Below are 16,762 nucleotides of genomic sequence, written 5' to 3'. Positions count from 1 at the left end.
GAAAACTTTGTGTGTTAGAGGCGGCCTATGACAAACAAACGATTTAGTGGAGCCTATATTCGACAGTCATTCATTGATTTCTTTGTGGAGCGTGGTCATACTTTTGTGCCTTCGTCTTCATTAGTGCCCGGGGGGGATCAGACCTTGCTTTTTACGAATGCTGGCATGGTGCAGTTTAAAGATGTATTTCTAGGTACGGATCAACGCCCTTATAAACGGGCAGTCAACTCGCAAAAGTGCATGCGTGTAGCCGGAAAGCACAATGACCTTGAGGATGTAGGACGGGATGACACCCATCACACCTTTTTTGAGATGCTAGGCAATTGGTCCTTTGGTGACTACTACAAAAAGGAAGCTATTGCCTGGGCCTGGGAGTTGCTCACCGAGGTATGGGGGTTGGATAAAAATCGGCTGTGGGTGACTTGTTTCAAGGACGAATATGGGGAAATACCCACAGACGAAGAGGCAGCAGAAAACTGGGCCAAGCAACCGGGGATGGATTCCGGTCATATCCTTTTCTTTGGGCGTAAGGACAACTTTTGGGAAATGGCCGAAACCGGGCCATGCGGGCCTTGCAGTGAGATTCATATCGACTTAGGCCCCGAGTTTTGTGATAAACGTGATGTGCCAGGGCATGTTTGTCGTGTTAATGGCGATTGCAAGCGTTTTTTGGAACTGTGGAATCTCGTGTTCATCCAGTACAACCGGTTAAGCCCTACCCGGTTGGAGCCTCTACCGGCCCGCCATGTTGATACCGGGATGGGGCTGGAACGAATTACGGCCATTCTGCAAGGGGTTTCTTCTAACTACGCCACGGATTTGCTTGCGCCTCTTTTAGATAAAGTGCAAAAATTAACCGGACATACCCTTGAGGAACGTAAAGCCAACATCACCCCTTACCGAGTCATTGCCGATCATTCCCGTGCGGCTGCTTTTCTGATAGCGGATGGTGTGGTGCCTGGCAATGTGGGCCGCAATTATGTGTGCCGAATGATTATCCGTCGGGCAGCACGGTTTGGACGCAAAATTGGTCTGTTTGATCCCTTCCTAGCCAAAGTGGCTGACACGGTGATTGAGATTTATGGGGATGCCTACCCCGAACTGGTCAAAAACCGCGACGTGATCAGGGATAACCTGACCCGTGAGGAAATTCGTTTCCGGCGCACAGTTGAACAGGGCTTGAGCCAACTTGAGGTTTATCTGGCGGATGTGCAAGCGCGCGGTGAGCGCATCCTGGATGGGGAGCGTGCTTTTGATCTTTATGCCACTCATGGACTGCCGTTGGAGTTGATCCGCGACGTAGCCCAGGAGGAAGGGTTGGACGTAGATCAAGAGGGCTTCTTGCGTGCCATGGAAGAGCATCGAACGATCTCAGGGGCCGGTAAAGCCTTTGGCCCTCTGGGAGGTGAAAATGTGGACGTTTACCGCTCTATTCTGCAAGAGTTGCAGCAACGTGGCCAGTTAGGGCCTGAGGGAGTGATTTATGACCCCTACACCAGTCTGGAGGTCGAGGGGCGGGTACTGGCCCTAGTTCGCGACGGTACCCGCGTAGAAGAGGCCATTGCCGGGGATGCGATTGAGGTAATCTTACCTCGCACATGCTTCTACGTTGAAGCGGGTGGCCAGGTTTCAGATACTGGTCGTATCGTTGGTCTGGAGGGCGCCGATTGGGAAATTCGGGTCAATGATACGCGCAAACCCGCGGCGGGGGTGGTAGTCCACATTGGTGAGGTGGTTCGTGGCCGGCCACGCGTGGGCGATAAGGCTCTGGCGCAGGTGGATGCTGAACGTCGGCGTGATATTATGCGCAATCACACGGCTACGCATCTCTTGCATGCCAAATTACAGGCTATTTTGGGGAAAGAGGCGCGTCAGGCCGGCTCATTGGTAGCGCCTGACCGTTTGCGCTTCGATTTCACATACCCCGAAGCGCTAACTACGGAACAATTGGAAGCCATTGAAGCCGCTGTTAATCAAGCGATCTATGAGGATTACGAACTGGAAATTGAGCACAAACCCTTGAGCCAAGCCCTGCAGGAGGGGGCTATGGCGCTGTTTGGTGAAAAGTACGGCGAGGTTGTACGTACCATTGTGATTGGTGAAGAAGAGCCGATCTCTTATGAATTGTGCGGAGGAACTCACGTAGAGTCCACGGGAGACATTGGGATTTTCATCATCACCAGTGAAAGCAGTGCTGCTGCCGGAATTCGCCGTATTGAAGCGGTGACTGGGCGCGAAGCGTATGCTCTGATTCGTAAGCGCTTGAATGAGCTTTCCAATGTTGCGGCGCTGTTGAATTGTGGTGTAGATGAGATTCCAGAGAAGGTAATGGCTTTAGTTCAAGAGGTGGAGCACCTGCGTAAGCAGAATACCCAGTTGCGTCAGCAAATGGCGTTGGCGGAATTTGAGCAACTGATGCAGCGGGTGCACTCTGTTGATGGAATCCGGGTGCTCACAGCAGTGATAAAAGAGGCCGATGCAGAAATTCTACGACAATTGTGTGATCGCTACCGTCAACAGTATCGTGAAAATGCGGTAGTAGTGCTTGCCACAGTAAGCGAAGAGCGTCCAATCATCATTACCGCCCTGACCGAGGATCTTGTGAACCGCGGTTTCCATGCTGGCGATTTGGCGAAGGAGGTGGCTCAAGTTGTTGGCGGAAGCGGCGGTGGCCGTCCTCATATGGCACAGGCGGGCGGGAAGGATGCTACTAAGCTCTCGGCTGCGCTGGATAGGGTGATTCCCTGGATACGGCAACGCTTGAGTAGCCGATGATGGGTCTTATAGATGTAATAAACCATCCCTCTATTAGAGGGATGGTTTATTGATAAGGCTTAGGAGTTTCACCGTTTGGATTGTTTCTCTTTTTGTTCAAGCAGGGCCTGAACAAGTTCACGACAAAAATCAGGGATATCAGCCACCACCCGTCCCCACACAATATTGCCGGAACGGAAGGCAGGGGCATCGCGCCAGGTGGCCCCGGCATTAATGAGATCGTCCTTGATCCCCTCACTGCCAGTTGCTTCATGCCCCTTCACGATGCCTGCACTAATACCGACCAGACCCGCATGGCAGATCATGGCAACTGTCTTGCCTTGGCTGTAGAAATCGCGAACCAGCCTCTTGACCGCTTCGTAACGGCGAAGTTTATCGGGGGCCCATCCCCCCGGAATCACGATGGCGTCAAAGTCTTCGGCTTTCAGGTCGGCCACATTGACCTCAGCGCGCCCTGTCAAGCCCCCTTTGCCCACCAGTTCTTCACCTGCTTTGAGGCCAGCAACGACAACCTCAGCGCCCTCTTCCTTGAGGCGCATTAGGGGAACATAGAATTCTAAGTCCTCGAATCCGGGACCAATAAGATAAACAATTCGCATCCCCTTGAGTCGCATGGGTCAACTCTCCTTATAAAGTGGGATTTATATCCTTTGCTTTCAGGGCAATTATAATGTGAGTTGAGGGAGTGTATTGGTTGGGAATGAAACAGGCCGCCCATGGAGGCGGCCCATTGATTCTTGTATGTCAGTGTTATCAAACTGCTGAGGCTGTTTTCTCGGTGGTCTTGGCCTCTTTCTGACGGCGGAAGAGCAACCCTGGTTGCCAAGGGGTGCCAATGTAAACCAATAGCCAGCGATCGAGCCCGATCCACCCGGCTGTCTTCCAGGCTAGGATGAGCAAGATAGAAAGCACTAACATTACCGGGTTCGTGCTGGCCGTGCCGGCCATCATGAAATTCCAATTCATGAACCCTCCTATGAAGGCTGAAAACCAGACGAAGATGCCCAAGATCAGTGCAATTCCGACAGCAATCTCGCCGAACACCACGAGCTTGGCAAACCAGGTATAGCTGCCACTGTCGAGAAGCATTTGGATAAAGGCACGGTACCAGTCAAAGGCAATGGGAGGACGGGCTGGCGGTTCAGGTATAGTGACGGCGCGTTGCCAGAAACCCTTAAGGGCCTCACCCGTTTGTACCCAGGCCGGATTAGAAAGCTTGCCTAGACCCGATTCGAGCCAGGTGTATCCCAGATAAAGTCGTGTGATCAGCCAGAGCCACGCCGATGCTGTTTTATTAAACAGAAAATCCGTCCACGGTGGGCTGGCAAGGCGGTACTCTTTGATGGACTGCAAAGTAGCCATAGTTCTCGCTCCTAATTTGAAGATGGTTTTCTACTTTCAATTTTAGGTGGGTGGATTGGGTTTTTTAAAGAGGGAGAATACTCAATCTCACATAGGCGTTTTGGCTAATGAAGAAAATCACAATATTGGGGTGATAAGTGTAAAAACGGGACGGGCTTTTCTTTTGCCGTCCCGTTTTTAGTCTTTATGGTTTGGTTGGAGAAGTTAGGATCTATGCAGGCTGTCTTTCTCTTTCAGGGAACCAGCAACAAAGAACCAGTTCTTTGGCAGCCTTAACCTCGTCTAGGCGTCCTACTGGTGTGTTGTGCGGTGCGCTCTTGAGCAGTTCGGGCTGGGTGTGAGCTTCTTCAGCGATTTTAATCATAGCGTCGGCGAATTTATCCAGCGTCTGTTTGCTCTCGGTTTCGGTGGGTTCAATCATAAGCGCTTCACGCACAATCAGCGGGAAGTAATTGGTCGGTGGATGAAAGTCGTAATCAATTAGGCGCTTGGCCACATCTAAGGCGTGAATTTCTGGAGCGTCGTCCCAGATCCCCTCTGTGACGAACTCATGCTTGCAAATGCGGTCGTAGGGCACTTTGTAAACGTGACGCAAGCGGGCCAAGAGATAGTTAGCATTAAGCACAGCATGTTCGGCGACCTTGCGGAGACCCTCGGCGCCGTGCATCATGATATAGGTGTATGCGCGCACCATGACGCCAAAGTGACCGTGGAAGGCTTTAACGCGGCCGATTGAACGGCTGGGCATTTTGAATCCATAGAGCGGAGGAACCTCATCGCTGCCTTCCTCAAGGATGGTCACGATGGGGCCGGGAAGGAACTCGGCTAGGGGTTCGATGACCGCAACCGGGCCTGACCCCGGGCCACCTCCGCCATGGGGTGTAGAAAACGTCTTGTGCAAATTGAGGTGGAGGATGTCGAAGCCCATATCGCCGGGGCGAGCGATGCCTAAAAGCGCATTCAGATTAGCCCCATCACCGTATACAAGGCCGCCGGCTTCGTGAACAACGCGGGTGACCTCGAGGACATTTTCTTCAAATAATCCTAGAGTATTGGGGTTGGTTAACATCAGCCCCGCTACCGTCTCGTCGCAGGCGGCCTTGAGGGCTTCTAGATCCACGTTGCCGCGTTTATCACTGGGTAGTTGCACCACCTCGTAACCGCTCATTGCCGAAGAAGCGGGATTTGTGCCGTGTGCCGAGTCAGGAATGAGGATTTTCGTGCGTTTAGTGTCTCCGCGAGATTTGTGATAGGCCCGAATGATCAGCACCCCGGTTAGTTCTCCATGGGCCCCGGCGGCAGGTTGCAGGCTGACTGCACCCATTCCAGTGATTTCCTTGAGTAGTTCCTGTAATTCATACATCAAGGCCAGGCTGCCCTGAACCGTATCTATGGGTTGTAGGGGATGAGCCAGGGCGAAACCGGGCAAGCGGGCCATATCCTCATTGATCTTGGGGTTGTATTTCATGGTGCAGGAGCCCAGAGGGTAGATCCCATAGTCAACGGCGTAGTTCTTCTGGGAGAGGTGTACAAAATGGCGCACAACATCCACCTCGGTGAGCTCCGGCAAGGGTAGTTCTTTACGCACAAAGCCCTCAGGGAGGGCGCTCTTAGGAACATCGGGTTCAGGAAAACGCACACCGCGGCGGCCAGGGGAAGATAACTCAAACAAAGTGGGCTCAGTCATGGGCGAACTCCTTCAGATACTCAACCAGGGTTTCGATTTCCTCACGGGAGTTCATCTCAGTTACGGCAATCAACATATGATTCGTGAGGGCGGTGTAGTCCTGACCAAGATCATACCCGCCCAGGATGCCGTAATCGAGCAGGTACTCATTGATCTCCGCCACCGGTTTAGGGCATTGCACGACGAATTCGTGGAAGAACGGTTGGGTGTTCAAGACACGGTAACCAGGGATTTCGGCAATGCGTTGGGCGGCATAATGGGCTTTGTGATAACACAATTCCGCTACCTGACGTAGCCCTTCTTTACCTACCAGAGCGAGGTAAACGGTGGCAGCTAGGGCCATTAACCCCTGGTTCGTGCAAATGTTGGAGGTGGCTTTCTCACGGCGGATATGTTGCTCTCGGGCCGTTAGGGTCAGCACATAACCCCGACGCCCCTGAGTATCTACGGTTTCACCAACCAAGCGACCGGCAATGCGGCGTACATATTCCTTGCGGGTAGTGAAAATGCCAAGGTAAGGACCACCAAACGATAGTGGAATGCCCAAGGGTTGCCCATCACCGACCACAATGTCTGCACCGAACTCTCCCGGTGGCTTCAGGAGCCCCAACGCGATAGGATTAACTACCACACAAAGAAGCCCACCTGCCTGATGAACTTTTTCAGCCAGGGGAGCAAAGTCGTGAATTTGACCGAAGAAATCGGGATATTGCACGATTACCAGCGCTGTGTTGGAATTTACCAGACCCCCTAGGCGTTCCAAGTAGTTCATGGGGTTGTCTTCAACTTCATCGCCCACGATTTCCAGATTCTCATAACCCGACATGTAGGTGCGAAAGACCTGGCGATATTGAGGGTGAATGCCGGGTGAGAGAACAAAACGGGTGCGTTTGCCACGGAAGGTGTGGTAAGCCATAATTCCAGCCTCAGCGGTGGCAGTGGCACCATCATAGTGGGAGGCGTTGCTCACTTCCATACCAGTAAGGGCGCACATCAGGCTTTGATATTCAAAGATGGCCTGCAGCATGCCCTGTGAAACTTCGGGTTGATAAGGAGTGTAGGCAGTATAAAACTCGTTGCGACGCAGGATGTGATCAACGGCAGCAGGAATATAGTGGTTGTACGCACCTGCACCGAGAAAACAGGCCAGATCCTGGGTGGTCTCATTGGCCAGGGCCATCTGTTGGAGTTGCGCCGACACCTCCATCTCGGTCAAGGCTGGAGGAAGGTTGAGGGTGGGGTAGCGCACTTTTTCGGGGACATCCTGGAACAGATCATCAATGGAAGATACCCCGATCGTCTTCAACATTTCGGAACGTTCGGAGTCAGTGTGGGGTAGGAACATATCAATGCTCCCTTTCTTCGCAATACTTCTGATAGGCGACGGCATCCATCAGGCTATTTAATTCCTGAGGGTTGCTGATCTCAATTTTCAACATCCAGGCTTCGCCATAGGGATCGCTGTTGATTAGTTCAAACTTTTCAGTCAGGGTTTCATTGCGAGCAACGACTTTACCGGAGATTGGCGCATTGACATCCGCAGCGGCTTTTACCGATTCTAATGTTGCAATAACTCCTCCTTTTTTGACTTCATCGCCAATCTCAACATGAAACTCGAAGAAAACAATGTCGGAAAGCTGAGACTGGGCATAATCAGTAACCCCCATGATGGCAGTGTTCCCTTCCACTCTAACCCATTCGTCTGTGGTGGTGTACTTGAGTTCACTGGGGATATTCATAATTTGACCTCCTGGGGTGAGATGAGAGTTTTTCAGGTCTATGCCCGACCTGTGTTGACCCACACAAAATTATTATATCTCCAATAAAGTGAAGATGTTACTGCCATATCTATAGAGGGCTCAGTGACGTTTGACATCCAATTGTATAGGAACGAACTGATTCTCGGCCTCAGTAACCTCGCGGAAAGAGGCTGACTGTGCTCTTCCTTCACGTAGCCAGTTGCGAAGCATCTGGATGGTCTCGCGTTGCGAACGCGATAATGGCACCTGCTTGCTCAGGGCGAGCAGGACATCCTCAGTGGTGAATTCACGTTGTCCGTCATTAAAACCGATATACATCGCATCAATGATAGCTTGCTCGATCTCAGCGCCTACATAACCTTCGGACGCAGCAGACAGACGATCCAGATCGTAGTCTTCCGGTATGCGGTTACGCTTTCGTAAGTGAACGGCGAAAATTTCGCGCCGTTCTGAGAAAGTAGGCAGGTCAAGGAAGAAGATCTCGTCAAATCGTCCACGACGTAGTAATTCGGGAGGCAGGGCTGAAATATCGTTAGCCGTTGCTACGACGAAGCAGGGTGCGGTTTTCTCTTGCATCCAGGTCAAAATCGTGGCAAAAACACGGGTGCTGGTGCCACTGTCCAAACCGCCATGAGCCAGTGCCTTCTCAATCTCGTCAATCCAGATGATGCAGGGCGCAATTGTCTCCGCCAGGCGTAGGGCACGACGGGTACGTTCCTCTGATTCGCCGACCAGGCTTCCAAAGAGAGCCCCAACATCGAGCCGAATTAAAGGAAGGCGCCAAAGACCGCCGATCATCTTAGCGGTTAGGCTTTTCCCTGTGCCCGGAATGCCGATGAGACCAATGCCTTTGGGAGCGGGTAAGCCATACTGGCGTGCCTCCTGGGTGAAAGCTTTTTCGCGTAGGCGCAGCCATTCTTTGAGTACTCCTAGCCCGCCCACGTCATCGGGCGTCTCGGTGACCGGGTAGAATTCTAATGCCTCGCTTTCACGAATGATCTGCTTCTTCTCTTCGGTGACTAGGTCAATGTCACGGTCATCCAGAACGCCGTCTTTGACAATGGCTTTGGCAAACACGCGCTGAGCTTGGGAGGCGGTCAAGCCGATAGCTGCCTGCACCAATTTCTCACGCCCTAGGGGAGTTAAGTTAACTTTGACCCCTGGGGTGGCGGTCAGGCGATTAAGCACTTCTTCAAGTTCTTCGGCAGATGGAAGAGCAAAATCAATAATGACAGCCTCATCGCGCAGCTCGTCGGGAATGCGCGAGGTTACGGTTGTAATTAGAATGGACTTTTTAGTAAATTTAAGACGTTGGGCCAGGTTGCGTAACTTGCGCTTAATTTGAGGGTTAGACCAAGCCTCGTGAAAATCCTTAAGAACGAAGAGGGTGCTGGCTGGTGCTTCTGTGTGATCAACTTGCTCCAGTGCGGTTAATGGATCGCGAGCAACGGGAAGAGGACCTTGGCCGACTAGCCGTTGAAAGCCATCGGCAATATCCCAGGTCAAGCAGTGGCGCTGGGTGCGTTCACATACCTCACGAATCTTCTGTAAGGCGCGCTCTTCTTCCTGAGTGACCAAGATCAGCAGTGTAAAGCGAGCGCGAAGGTAGATGTCAAGTTGTTCTTCAAAGCGCTGGAAGTGCCTGACCATGTGAAAACTAACCTTTCTTTGATTATAGCACGCGCAAAGCCCATCATCCAGGAATTTTAGAGCTTGTCTGATATTTATTTCGGCGTGGTCGGTATCGTACTGACTCCAAACAAACAGGTATAATTACCCTGTTATTGAGGTTGCCCTAAAACTGTGAATGCTAATTTTAGGGGCCGGAAAGGAGGACTAGGATTAGCCATCGTTGAGCGGCAGGATCGTGGGAAAGTTAAGCGCATGGCCTTGGGTCACGGGGGGTGACCAGACCTAAGGTGACGAGGAGGAAGGTTCCCCATCGTCAAGGTGGGGTTAACCGGTGAGAACAGGCTGCTAACCTGGTCGCCGGGAAAATCGAGAGATCAGCGGAAGCCTTCCCATTGCCATTTGGCAATGAACACTTTCCCCAAAAGGTCATAAACCTATAATCACCCAACTGTCTTGAAAAGTTGGGTACAAGAGGGGTGTTCTGGCCCAATGCTTGCCAAGAGCATCTGGTTATTTGTGGACTTTGCAAATCGAGGAGGTAATTCCATGTGTGGGATAGTGGGTTATATTGGTCATCGCAATGCCACTCCGATTATTTTGAACGGGTTAAAACGTCTGGAGTATCGTGGGTACGACTCGGCGGGGTTGGCCGTCTTACAGGATGGCCGCATTGAAATCCGGCGCGAGGTAGGCAAACTCAGTAAATTGGCTGCGCTGGTGGAGGCTCAACCTCTGAATGGTCATGTGGGAATTGGGCATACCCGATGGGCGACTCATGGAGAGCCGAGTGCGCGTAATGCCCACCCTCACATCGGGAGCACCGGCGAAGTAGTTGTTGTGCATAATGGGATTGTTGAGAATTTCCTTGAACTGAAAGCTGATTTGGAGGCAGAGGGGGTTAAGTTTAACTCTGAGACCGACACTGAAGTGATTGTACATTTGATCGAGCGTTTTCTTGCCAGCGGTATCGCCTTAGAAGAGTCGGTGCGTCAGGCTTTGCGTCAATTGCGAGGCGCCCATGGCATCGTTGTGCTCTCCTCTCGCGAACCAGATAAAATCATTGCTGCCCGCATTGGCAATGCCGGGGGTGTTGTAGTCGGCTTAGGAGAGGGGGAAATGTTTGTCGCCTCTGATATTCCAGCCATTCTGGAACATACTCGACAGATGGTCTTTCTGGATTCCCATCAAATGGCTATTGTTAGAGCCGAGGGAGTAGTTGTAAAAACGCTAAGTGGTCAGCCAGTGACTCCTCAGGTTCACAGCATCAGCTGGGATCCAGTGGCAGCTGAGAAGGGGGAGTATCGCCACTTTATGCAAAAGGAAATTCATGAGCAGGTTCGTTCGTTAACGGACACCCTGGCAGGACGAGTGGATTTTGATGAGGGTACTGTTCGTCTGCCCCAACTTAACCTTACCCCTGAGCTAGCACGTCGAATCCAACGCATCTACATTACAGCATGTGGTACCGCTGCGCATGCTGGCATGGTGGGGAAAATACTCATTGAACGCATTGCCCGCATTCCGGTTGAGGTGGACATCGCTTCGGAATTTCGTTATCGTGACCCAATTATTGATAGGGACACTGTGGTCTTGGCGATCAGCCAATCAGGTGAGACAGCAGATACGCTAGCGGCCATGGACGAGGGACGGCGCAAAGGAGCTACTTTATGGGCAATTGTCAATGCAATTGGGTCCCAGGCAATGCGCATTGCCGATGGCTATATCGCTATGCAGGCCGGGCCTGAGATTGGGGTGGCGTCTACGAAGGCCTTTACCGCTCCCTTGGTGGATCTTTACATGTTGGCCGTCTTATTGGGGGATTTGCGGGGAACGTTGCCCAAAAAAGAGCGTAAGCGCCTTGTGGCAGATTTACGTCTGATTCCAGATTTGGTCAGCCGTTGCTTGGACCGAGAAGCCGATGTGATCCAGGTGGCGCGGGAGATGCGTTATATTCGCAATATCCTTTACTTGGGACGCGGGATTAACATGCCCATCGCCTATGAGGGAGCCCTTAAACTAAAAGAAATTTCATACATCCATGCTGAGGCTTATCCGGCTGGAGAGATGAAACACGGTCCCATTGCCTTGATTGACCGGGATATGCCAGTGCTGGCGATTGCTCCTAGGGATCCCTGGTACGAGAAGATGATCAGTCAGATTGAACAGGCTAAAGCCCGCGGCGGAAGTGTGATCGCTGTTGCCACTGAAGGGGATGAACGCTTGCCTGCGTTATGCGACCATATCTTTTGGGTGCCAGATGCGCCTTGGATGCTCTCGCCAGTGGTAACAGTGATCCCGCTGCAGCTTTTCGCCTATCACATTGCTGCCCTGCGAGGGCTGGATGTGGATCAACCTCGCAATTTAGCCAAGTCAGTAACCGTCGAATAAAAACCACGACACAGTGTAAAGTTGATGGTAGACCACCCTCAACCCTTGAAAGTTGAGGGTGGTATTGTTGGTTTTTGAATTCACGTTCTCGATAGAAATACATAAGAAAAATCTTATCAAAAAAGTGATGGATTTCACGGATCGATTATGACAGAAAAGGCCATCTTCGCCCTAACATTAATCTTGTATTAATGGCCTTATTTTTCTATAATGTAGCCATCCCAAGGACAACATTCAATTAAAGGAGGTGATGGAAAGGCAAAAAGAATGAAAAAGCACCTTGATCCTAATACTTTACTTTTATTGCAAGGGAGGGCATATGAAGCGACCATCAAAGTATGTGTTTTACCTCATGGGTGTACTGGTTATTATGGCGGTTCTGGTGGGGTGCCAATCTCAGACTCCGACGCCAACTGCGGAACAGCCTACAGTGGCGCCCCAGGTCTGCCCAACTCCCGAAGCCTGTCCACCGGATTTGAGCAGTGAGATTCCATTTTGGCAAAAATGGCAGGCCTCTGGGCATGCTGATGCCGAGGCAGCGGCATTTACCCACTGGAACGCTGAGCAGCCCCCGGAAATTCCTGCGATGTGTGCAAAATGCCACAGTTCGCAGGGATTTTTGGATTACATAGGAGCAGATGGCAGCGAAGCCTTTAAGGTAAATGCAAACGCCCCTGTTGGCACGGTGATTACCTGCAATACCTGCCATAATGAGGCCACGCTGACCCTCAACACTGTCAAGTTCCCTTCAGGGGCTGAACTTACAGGGTTGGGGCGAGAGGCCATTTGTATGACCTGTCATCAGGGTATGGCTTCGAAAGTGCAGGTGGACGAGGCGATCCAGAAGGTCGGGGCCACCAATGAAGACCAGGTGGTGGGTGAACTGGGCTTCATTAACGTGCACTATTATGCTGCCGCTATCAGCCGTTATGGTGCGCAGGTCAAGGGCGGCTATGAGTATGATGGTAAGCGCTACGATGTGCTCTTTGAGCATGTCGCTGGTATGCAGACTTGCACGGATTGCCATGACCCCCATTCATTGGAAGTCAAAGTGGACACCTGCGCTACTTGCCATGAAGGGGCTACTTCTGTCGAGGCGCTGCGGGATATCCGCATGGCTTCCTCACAGGTGGATTACGATGGAGATGGCAATGTAGAAGAGGGTATCTATTACGAAATTGACGGTCTGCGCCAGTTGCTGTATCAAGCCATTCAGGCCTATGCCTCAGAGGTTGCTGGTACGCCCATCGTCTATTCGGCTGAAGCCTACCCGTACTTCTTCATTGATGCTAACAAGAATGGGCAGGTTGATGGTGATGAAGCCCAGTATCCCAATCGTTATAACGCCTGGACACCGCGCCTAGAAAAGGCAGCCTTTAATTATCAGGTGTCGGTTAAGGATCCGGGTGGCTATGCTCATGGGGCGAAGTACATCATTCAGTTGCTCTATGATTCCATTGAGAGCCTGAATGAGAAACTGAGCCAGCCAGTGGATCTGAGCAAGGCCCATCGGAATGACCCTGGGCACTTTGCCGGCTCGGAGGAGGCCTTCCGCCATTGGGATGCTGAAGGAAAGGTCCCCAATGCCTGTGTCAAATGCCACACGGCTGAAGGTTTGCCACAGTTCTTGGCAGAGGGCGTCAATATTTCCATGCTGCCTTCCAACGGTCTAAGGTGCGAGACCTGCCATAGTAGTGTAACCACCTTCGAGCGTTACCAGGTTGAGGCGGTCACCTTCCCCAGCGGTGCAAAATTGGGTTTTGCAGATAAGGCAGATGCCAATCTGTGTCTGAACTGCCACCAAGGACGCGACTCCACGGTGACGGTCAACCGTGTCATTGCCGGGAAGGATCCCGACACTGTGGATGAGAAGCTGTCCTTCCGTAATATTCATTACTTTGCCGCTGGAGCGACTCTCTTTGGAACTGACGCCAAGGGCATCTACGAGTATGCGGGCAAGACCTATGCAGGGCCATTCAAACATGTCCAGGGTGTAGAGACTTGCACGGACTGCCACGATGCCCATGGCCTAGAGGTCAAGGTAGCCAGTTGCAAAGGATGTCACCAGGTGGATGACCCGGCGCTAATACGGATGACCTCTAAAGCCGATTACGATGGCGATGGTGACACTCAGGAAGGCCTGAAGGGCGAAATTGAGACGATGAAGGAATTGCTCTACGCTGCTCTCCAGGCTTACGCTAAGGACGTAGCCGGCAAACCCATTGTCTATTCGCCTGTAGCCTATCCCTATTTCTTCGTGGATACTAACGCTAATGGACAGCCTGATCCTGATGAGATCAATTTCCAGAATCGCTACAATGCCTGGACACCGCGGCTGCTGACTGCGGCCTACAACTATCAATATGCGATGAAGGATCCGGGCGGTTATGTCCACAATGGGGTGTATGTGTTGCAGGCGCTATATGACTCAATTGCAGATCTAAGTACGAAGGTCAAAGTTGTGGATCTTGGTAAACTAGTCCGGCCGTAAGCGGTGTTATGGGGCACCCCCTATGGTCCCTTTGTGTAGGGAAAGGGGGTGCCCTCATCCCGAACTAAGGAGCAGAACCACCAACAATGCGTAGGCTACAACTTCCCTGGATCATTGCAGTAGTGATTTTCACCCTGGTTGCAGGGTTTTTGATTTTAACCGAAGGCGTGCAAGGCCAGATGCTGGCTGCTCCCTCTAAAGGAGAGGTAGCCCAAAAGCCAGATAACTCGGCTTGCTTGAGTTGTCATCAGCGCGAGGGAATTACCTGGTCTTTGCCGAATGGTGAAGTCCTCCCTTTGACCATTGACCCCAAAGCGTATGATCACTCAGTTCATGCCCGCCTGAGCTGTCAGGTCTGTCACACTAATATCACTGGTTTTCCGCACCCTGAGAATACGGCTCAGGATCGGCGAGACTACACGCTTCAGTATCAGAATACATGCAATCAGTGTCATCCCAATCAAGTCAAAGAGTTGGCCGATAGTGTTCATGCTCGGCTCTTTCAGGAGGGAAATCGGGAAGCCCCCATTTGCGCAGATTGCCACAACCCGCATACCCAAGTAGCGATCGAGAAGACGCCGGATGGACTGCCTGCTCCATCCGAGCACGCGCGAATCGCCCAAACGTGTGCCACCTGCCATGCGGCTATTTACGAAGAGTATCTGAGTAGTGTGCATGGTTCCGGAATCATAGAAAACCGTAATCCGGATGTGCCCGCATGCACCGATTGTCATGGGATCCATCGCATTACCAATCCCAAGACTGCATCTTTTCGTCTTTCCTCGCCTCAGCTGTGTGCGAAGTGCCATACAGACGAAGCAATTATGAGCAAGTATGGCCTTTCCACCCAAGTGTTGAACACTTATGTGGCTGATTTTCATGGCACTACGGTGGTTTTATTCCAGAAGACTGATCCAGACCAAGAAACCAACAAGCCGGTCTGTTATGATTGTCATGGTGTTCATGACATTCGACGGGTGGATGATCCTGAAAAAGGGGTCGCTGTAAAGGAAAATTTGCTAAAGACTTGTCAACGGTGCCACCCAGATGCCTCAACGAATTTTCCCGATTCATGGCTTGGCCATTACATCCCGAGCCCAGATCGTCATCCACTGGTGTACTACGTTAACCTCTTCTATAAAATCTTCATCCCCACTGTATTAGGTGGAATGGCGGTCTTTGTGATCAGTGATGTTTACTATCGTCTGTGGGGACGTAAACGCCGCTCGTCAGGGAAAGAAGCGGTGATATCATCGCCCCCACTCGAGGGGCAAAGCGCTGTGGACGAGGCTCGGTCCACCGAACCGACATCTGAAGAGGCTCAATCCACTTATAGAGAGAGTTTGCCTGAAAAACCGCTTAACCCCCCAGAAGAAAGCGCTGCGGGCCAAGCGGAAGTGGGTGAGGATGAATCTGTTTCATCTGGTCGTACCTCTGATGAGGAGTAAGAAAATGGACACCTCCACTGTAACACCGACGCCTAAGGTTTATTTGCGTTTTGATATCATTCAACGGGTCGAGCACTGGTTGCTTGTTGCCTCGTTCACAACTCTGGCCGTCACCGGGTTAGTACAGAAATTTGCTCTTTTTCCTTTATCTCCCGTGATTGTGCGCTTGCTGGGTGGCATTGAGATGGTTCGCATCCTTCACCGTGTTGCGGCTACTGTGTTCATGGTGGAAGCGATTTACCATCTTGTTTCAATTGGATATAAACTCTACGTTGAAAAGAAGTCAGCCAGTATGCTGCCAGGCTTTAAGGACCTCCAGGATGCCTTTCAGACCCTGGCTTTCAATCTAGGCCTGGCAAAGCAACGCCCGAAGATGGGGCGTTATAACTTCATCGAGAAAGCCGAGTACTGGGCACTGGTGTGGGGGCTAGTGATCATGGCCCTAACCGGCTTCATGCTTTGGAATCCGATTGCCACAACCCGCTTCCTTCCGGGTGAGGTCGTCCCGGCTGCGAAAGTTGCACATGGTGCAGAGGCGGTTCTGGCTGTGCTAGCGATCCTGTTGTGGCACTTTTATCATGTACACATTCGCCGTTGGAATGCCAGTATGTTCACCGGGTATTTAACCCGCGAGGAGATGGAAGAGGAACATGCCCTTGAGTTGGAAATGCTGGAGCAGGGGCAGGCCGAATCCGAAATTAGCCCTGAGGAACGGAAGCGCCGATTGCGAGTTTACATCCCAGTGGCAAGTATCTTATCATTGGCGTTGTTGTACGGCGTATTTCGCTTCGTCACGTTCGAAGAAACGGCCATTACCACGTTGCCCCCTGCTGAGCGCGAGGTGGCAGTTTTTGTGCGACGCACCCCTACGCCTCTGCCCTCTCCAACCGTGACCGCAACGGCACAGGCTACTCAGCCAGCAGCCATGGCCGACAACCTGAGTTGGGAGGGAGGAATCGCAGACATCTTTGCTCGACGCTGTAGCGCTTGCCATGGACAGGCAGGTGGCTTCTCGGTAGTGGACTATCGTTCGGTCATGCGGGGAGGCGAGGGTGGCCCTGTCATTGTGCCAGGTGATCCAGACCGCAGTCGCCTGATCTTGATAGTGGGCTCGGGGAATCATCCTGGGGCATTTACTGAGTCTGAATTGATGGTGATTCGAGAGTGGATTACCGCAGGTGCCCTGGAACGATAATTTTACAGTTGAAACCCCCCGGCG

At 51.9% G+C, this 16,762-nt stretch carries 11 protein-coding genes; 5 read left to right on the top strand and 6 right to left on the bottom strand.

The features are described 5' to 3' along the window. Positions 1-27 precede the first annotated feature (27 nt). A complete protein-coding gene (gene alaS / locus Q0721_RS04585; RefSeq protein ID WP_299026031.1) occupies positions 28-2,775 on the top strand; it encodes an alanine--tRNA ligase in 2,748 nt (915 codons plus the stop codon). A 68-nt stretch (positions 2,776-2,843) separates the two neighbouring features. Here the strand turns inward: alaS and Q0721_RS04580 are convergent, their stop codons facing one another. The 6 genes from Q0721_RS04580 to Q0721_RS04555 form a co-directional block, all read right to left on the bottom strand. Then, positions 2,844-3,389: a type 1 glutamine amidotransferase domain-containing protein gene (locus tag Q0721_RS04580; protein ID WP_299026029.1), complete on the bottom strand. Its 546-nt coding sequence runs from the start codon at positions 3,387-3,389 to the stop codon at positions 2,844-2,846. Positions 3,390-3,528: 139 nt separating this feature from the next. Then, positions 3,529-4,137, bottom strand: coding sequence for a DoxX family protein (locus Q0721_RS04575; RefSeq protein WP_299026026.1), 609 nt, complete (start codon positions 4,135-4,137; stop codon positions 3,529-3,531). A 211-nt stretch (positions 4,138-4,348) separates the two neighbouring features. Beyond that, the gene (gcvPB, locus tag Q0721_RS04570; RefSeq protein ID WP_299026023.1) at positions 4,349-5,824 is read right to left on the bottom strand and encodes an aminomethyl-transferring glycine dehydrogenase subunit GcvPB; all 1,476 of its coding nucleotides are present in this window, start codon (positions 5,822-5,824) and stop codon (positions 4,349-4,351) included. Beyond that, the gene (gene gcvPA, locus Q0721_RS04565; RefSeq protein ID WP_299026020.1) at positions 5,817-7,169 is read right to left on the bottom strand and encodes an aminomethyl-transferring glycine dehydrogenase subunit GcvPA; all 1,353 of its coding nucleotides are present in this window, start codon (positions 7,167-7,169) and stop codon (positions 5,817-5,819) included. Before gcvPA ends, gcvPB begins: the two co-directional genes overlap by 8 nt. A 1-nt stretch (position 7,170) precedes the next feature. Then, on the bottom strand, positions 7,171-7,563 hold the full coding sequence (gene gcvH / locus Q0721_RS04560; protein ID WP_299026017.1) for a glycine cleavage system protein GcvH: 393 nt from the start codon (positions 7,561-7,563) through the stop codon (positions 7,171-7,173). 120 nt (positions 7,564-7,683) lie between these two features. Then, on the bottom strand, positions 7,684-9,234 hold the full coding sequence (locus tag Q0721_RS04555) for an AAA family ATPase (RefSeq protein WP_299026014.1): 1,551 nt from the start codon (positions 9,232-9,234) through the stop codon (positions 7,684-7,686). Positions 9,235-9,762: 528 nt separating this feature from the next. Between Q0721_RS04555 and glmS the strand changes: the two genes are divergently transcribed. From glmS to Q0721_RS04535, 4 genes are all read left to right on the top strand, one after another. Beyond that, positions 9,763-11,604, top strand: coding sequence for a glutamine--fructose-6-phosphate transaminase (isomerizing) (glmS, locus tag Q0721_RS04550; RefSeq protein ID WP_299026011.1), 1,842 nt, complete (start codon positions 9,763-9,765; stop codon positions 11,602-11,604). 319 nt (positions 11,605-11,923) lie between these two features. Then, positions 11,924-14,095, top strand: a complete 2,172-nt coding sequence (locus Q0721_RS04545; protein ID WP_299026009.1) for a cytochrome c3 family protein — start codon at positions 11,924-11,926, stop codon at positions 14,093-14,095. Positions 14,096-14,181: 86 nt separating this feature from the next. Further along, positions 14,182-15,543: a cytochrome c3 family protein gene (locus tag Q0721_RS04540; RefSeq protein WP_299026006.1), complete on the top strand. Its 1,362-nt coding sequence runs from the start codon at positions 14,182-14,184 to the stop codon at positions 15,541-15,543. 4 nt (positions 15,544-15,547) lie between these two features. Next, a complete protein-coding gene (locus Q0721_RS04535; RefSeq protein ID WP_299026003.1) occupies positions 15,548-16,738 on the top strand; it encodes a cytochrome b/b6 domain-containing protein in 1,191 nt (396 codons plus the stop codon). Positions 16,739-16,762: the final 24 nt, after the last annotated feature.

This window comes from uncultured Thermanaerothrix sp. (assembly GCF_938028735.1).
In the GTDB taxonomy this organism is placed as follows: Bacteria; Chloroflexota; Anaerolineae; order Anaerolineales; family Anaerolineaceae; genus Thermanaerothrix.
This window is presented reverse-complemented; position numbering and strand designations above follow the sequence as displayed.

What these genes read in the sequence shown, in the direction of transcription:
- alaS (WP_299026031.1), top strand. Translation starts at nt 28, where the DNA reads ATGACAAACAAACGATTTAGTGGAGCCTATATTCGACAGTCATTCATT.
- Q0721_RS04580 (WP_299026029.1), bottom strand. Translation starts at nt 3,389, where the DNA reads ATGCGACTCAAGGGGATGCGAATTGTTTATCTTATTGGTCCCGGATTC.
- Q0721_RS04575 (WP_299026026.1), bottom strand. Translation starts at nt 4,137, where the DNA reads ATGGCTACTTTGCAGTCCATCAAAGAGTACCGCCTTGCCAGCCCACCG.
- gcvPB (WP_299026023.1), bottom strand. Translation starts at nt 5,824, where the DNA reads ATGACTGAGCCCACTTTGTTTGAGTTATCTTCCCCTGGCCGCCGCGGT.
- gcvPA (WP_299026020.1), bottom strand. Translation starts at nt 7,169, where the DNA reads ATGTTCCTACCCCACACTGACTCCGAACGTTCCGAAATGTTGAAGACG.
- gcvH (WP_299026017.1), bottom strand. Translation starts at nt 7,563, where the DNA reads ATGAATATCCCCAGTGAACTCAAGTACACCACCACAGACGAATGGGTT.
- Q0721_RS04555 (WP_299026014.1), bottom strand. Translation starts at nt 9,234, where the DNA reads ATGGTCAGGCACTTCCAGCGCTTTGAAGAACAACTTGACATCTACCTT.
- glmS (WP_299026011.1), top strand. Translation starts at nt 9,763, where the DNA reads ATGTGTGGGATAGTGGGTTATATTGGTCATCGCAATGCCACTCCGATT.
- Q0721_RS04545 (WP_299026009.1), top strand. Translation starts at nt 11,924, where the DNA reads ATGAAGCGACCATCAAAGTATGTGTTTTACCTCATGGGTGTACTGGTT.
- Q0721_RS04540 (WP_299026006.1), top strand. Translation starts at nt 14,182, where the DNA reads ATGCGTAGGCTACAACTTCCCTGGATCATTGCAGTAGTGATTTTCACC.
- Q0721_RS04535 (WP_299026003.1), top strand. Translation starts at nt 15,548, where the DNA reads ATGGACACCTCCACTGTAACACCGACGCCTAAGGTTTATTTGCGTTTT.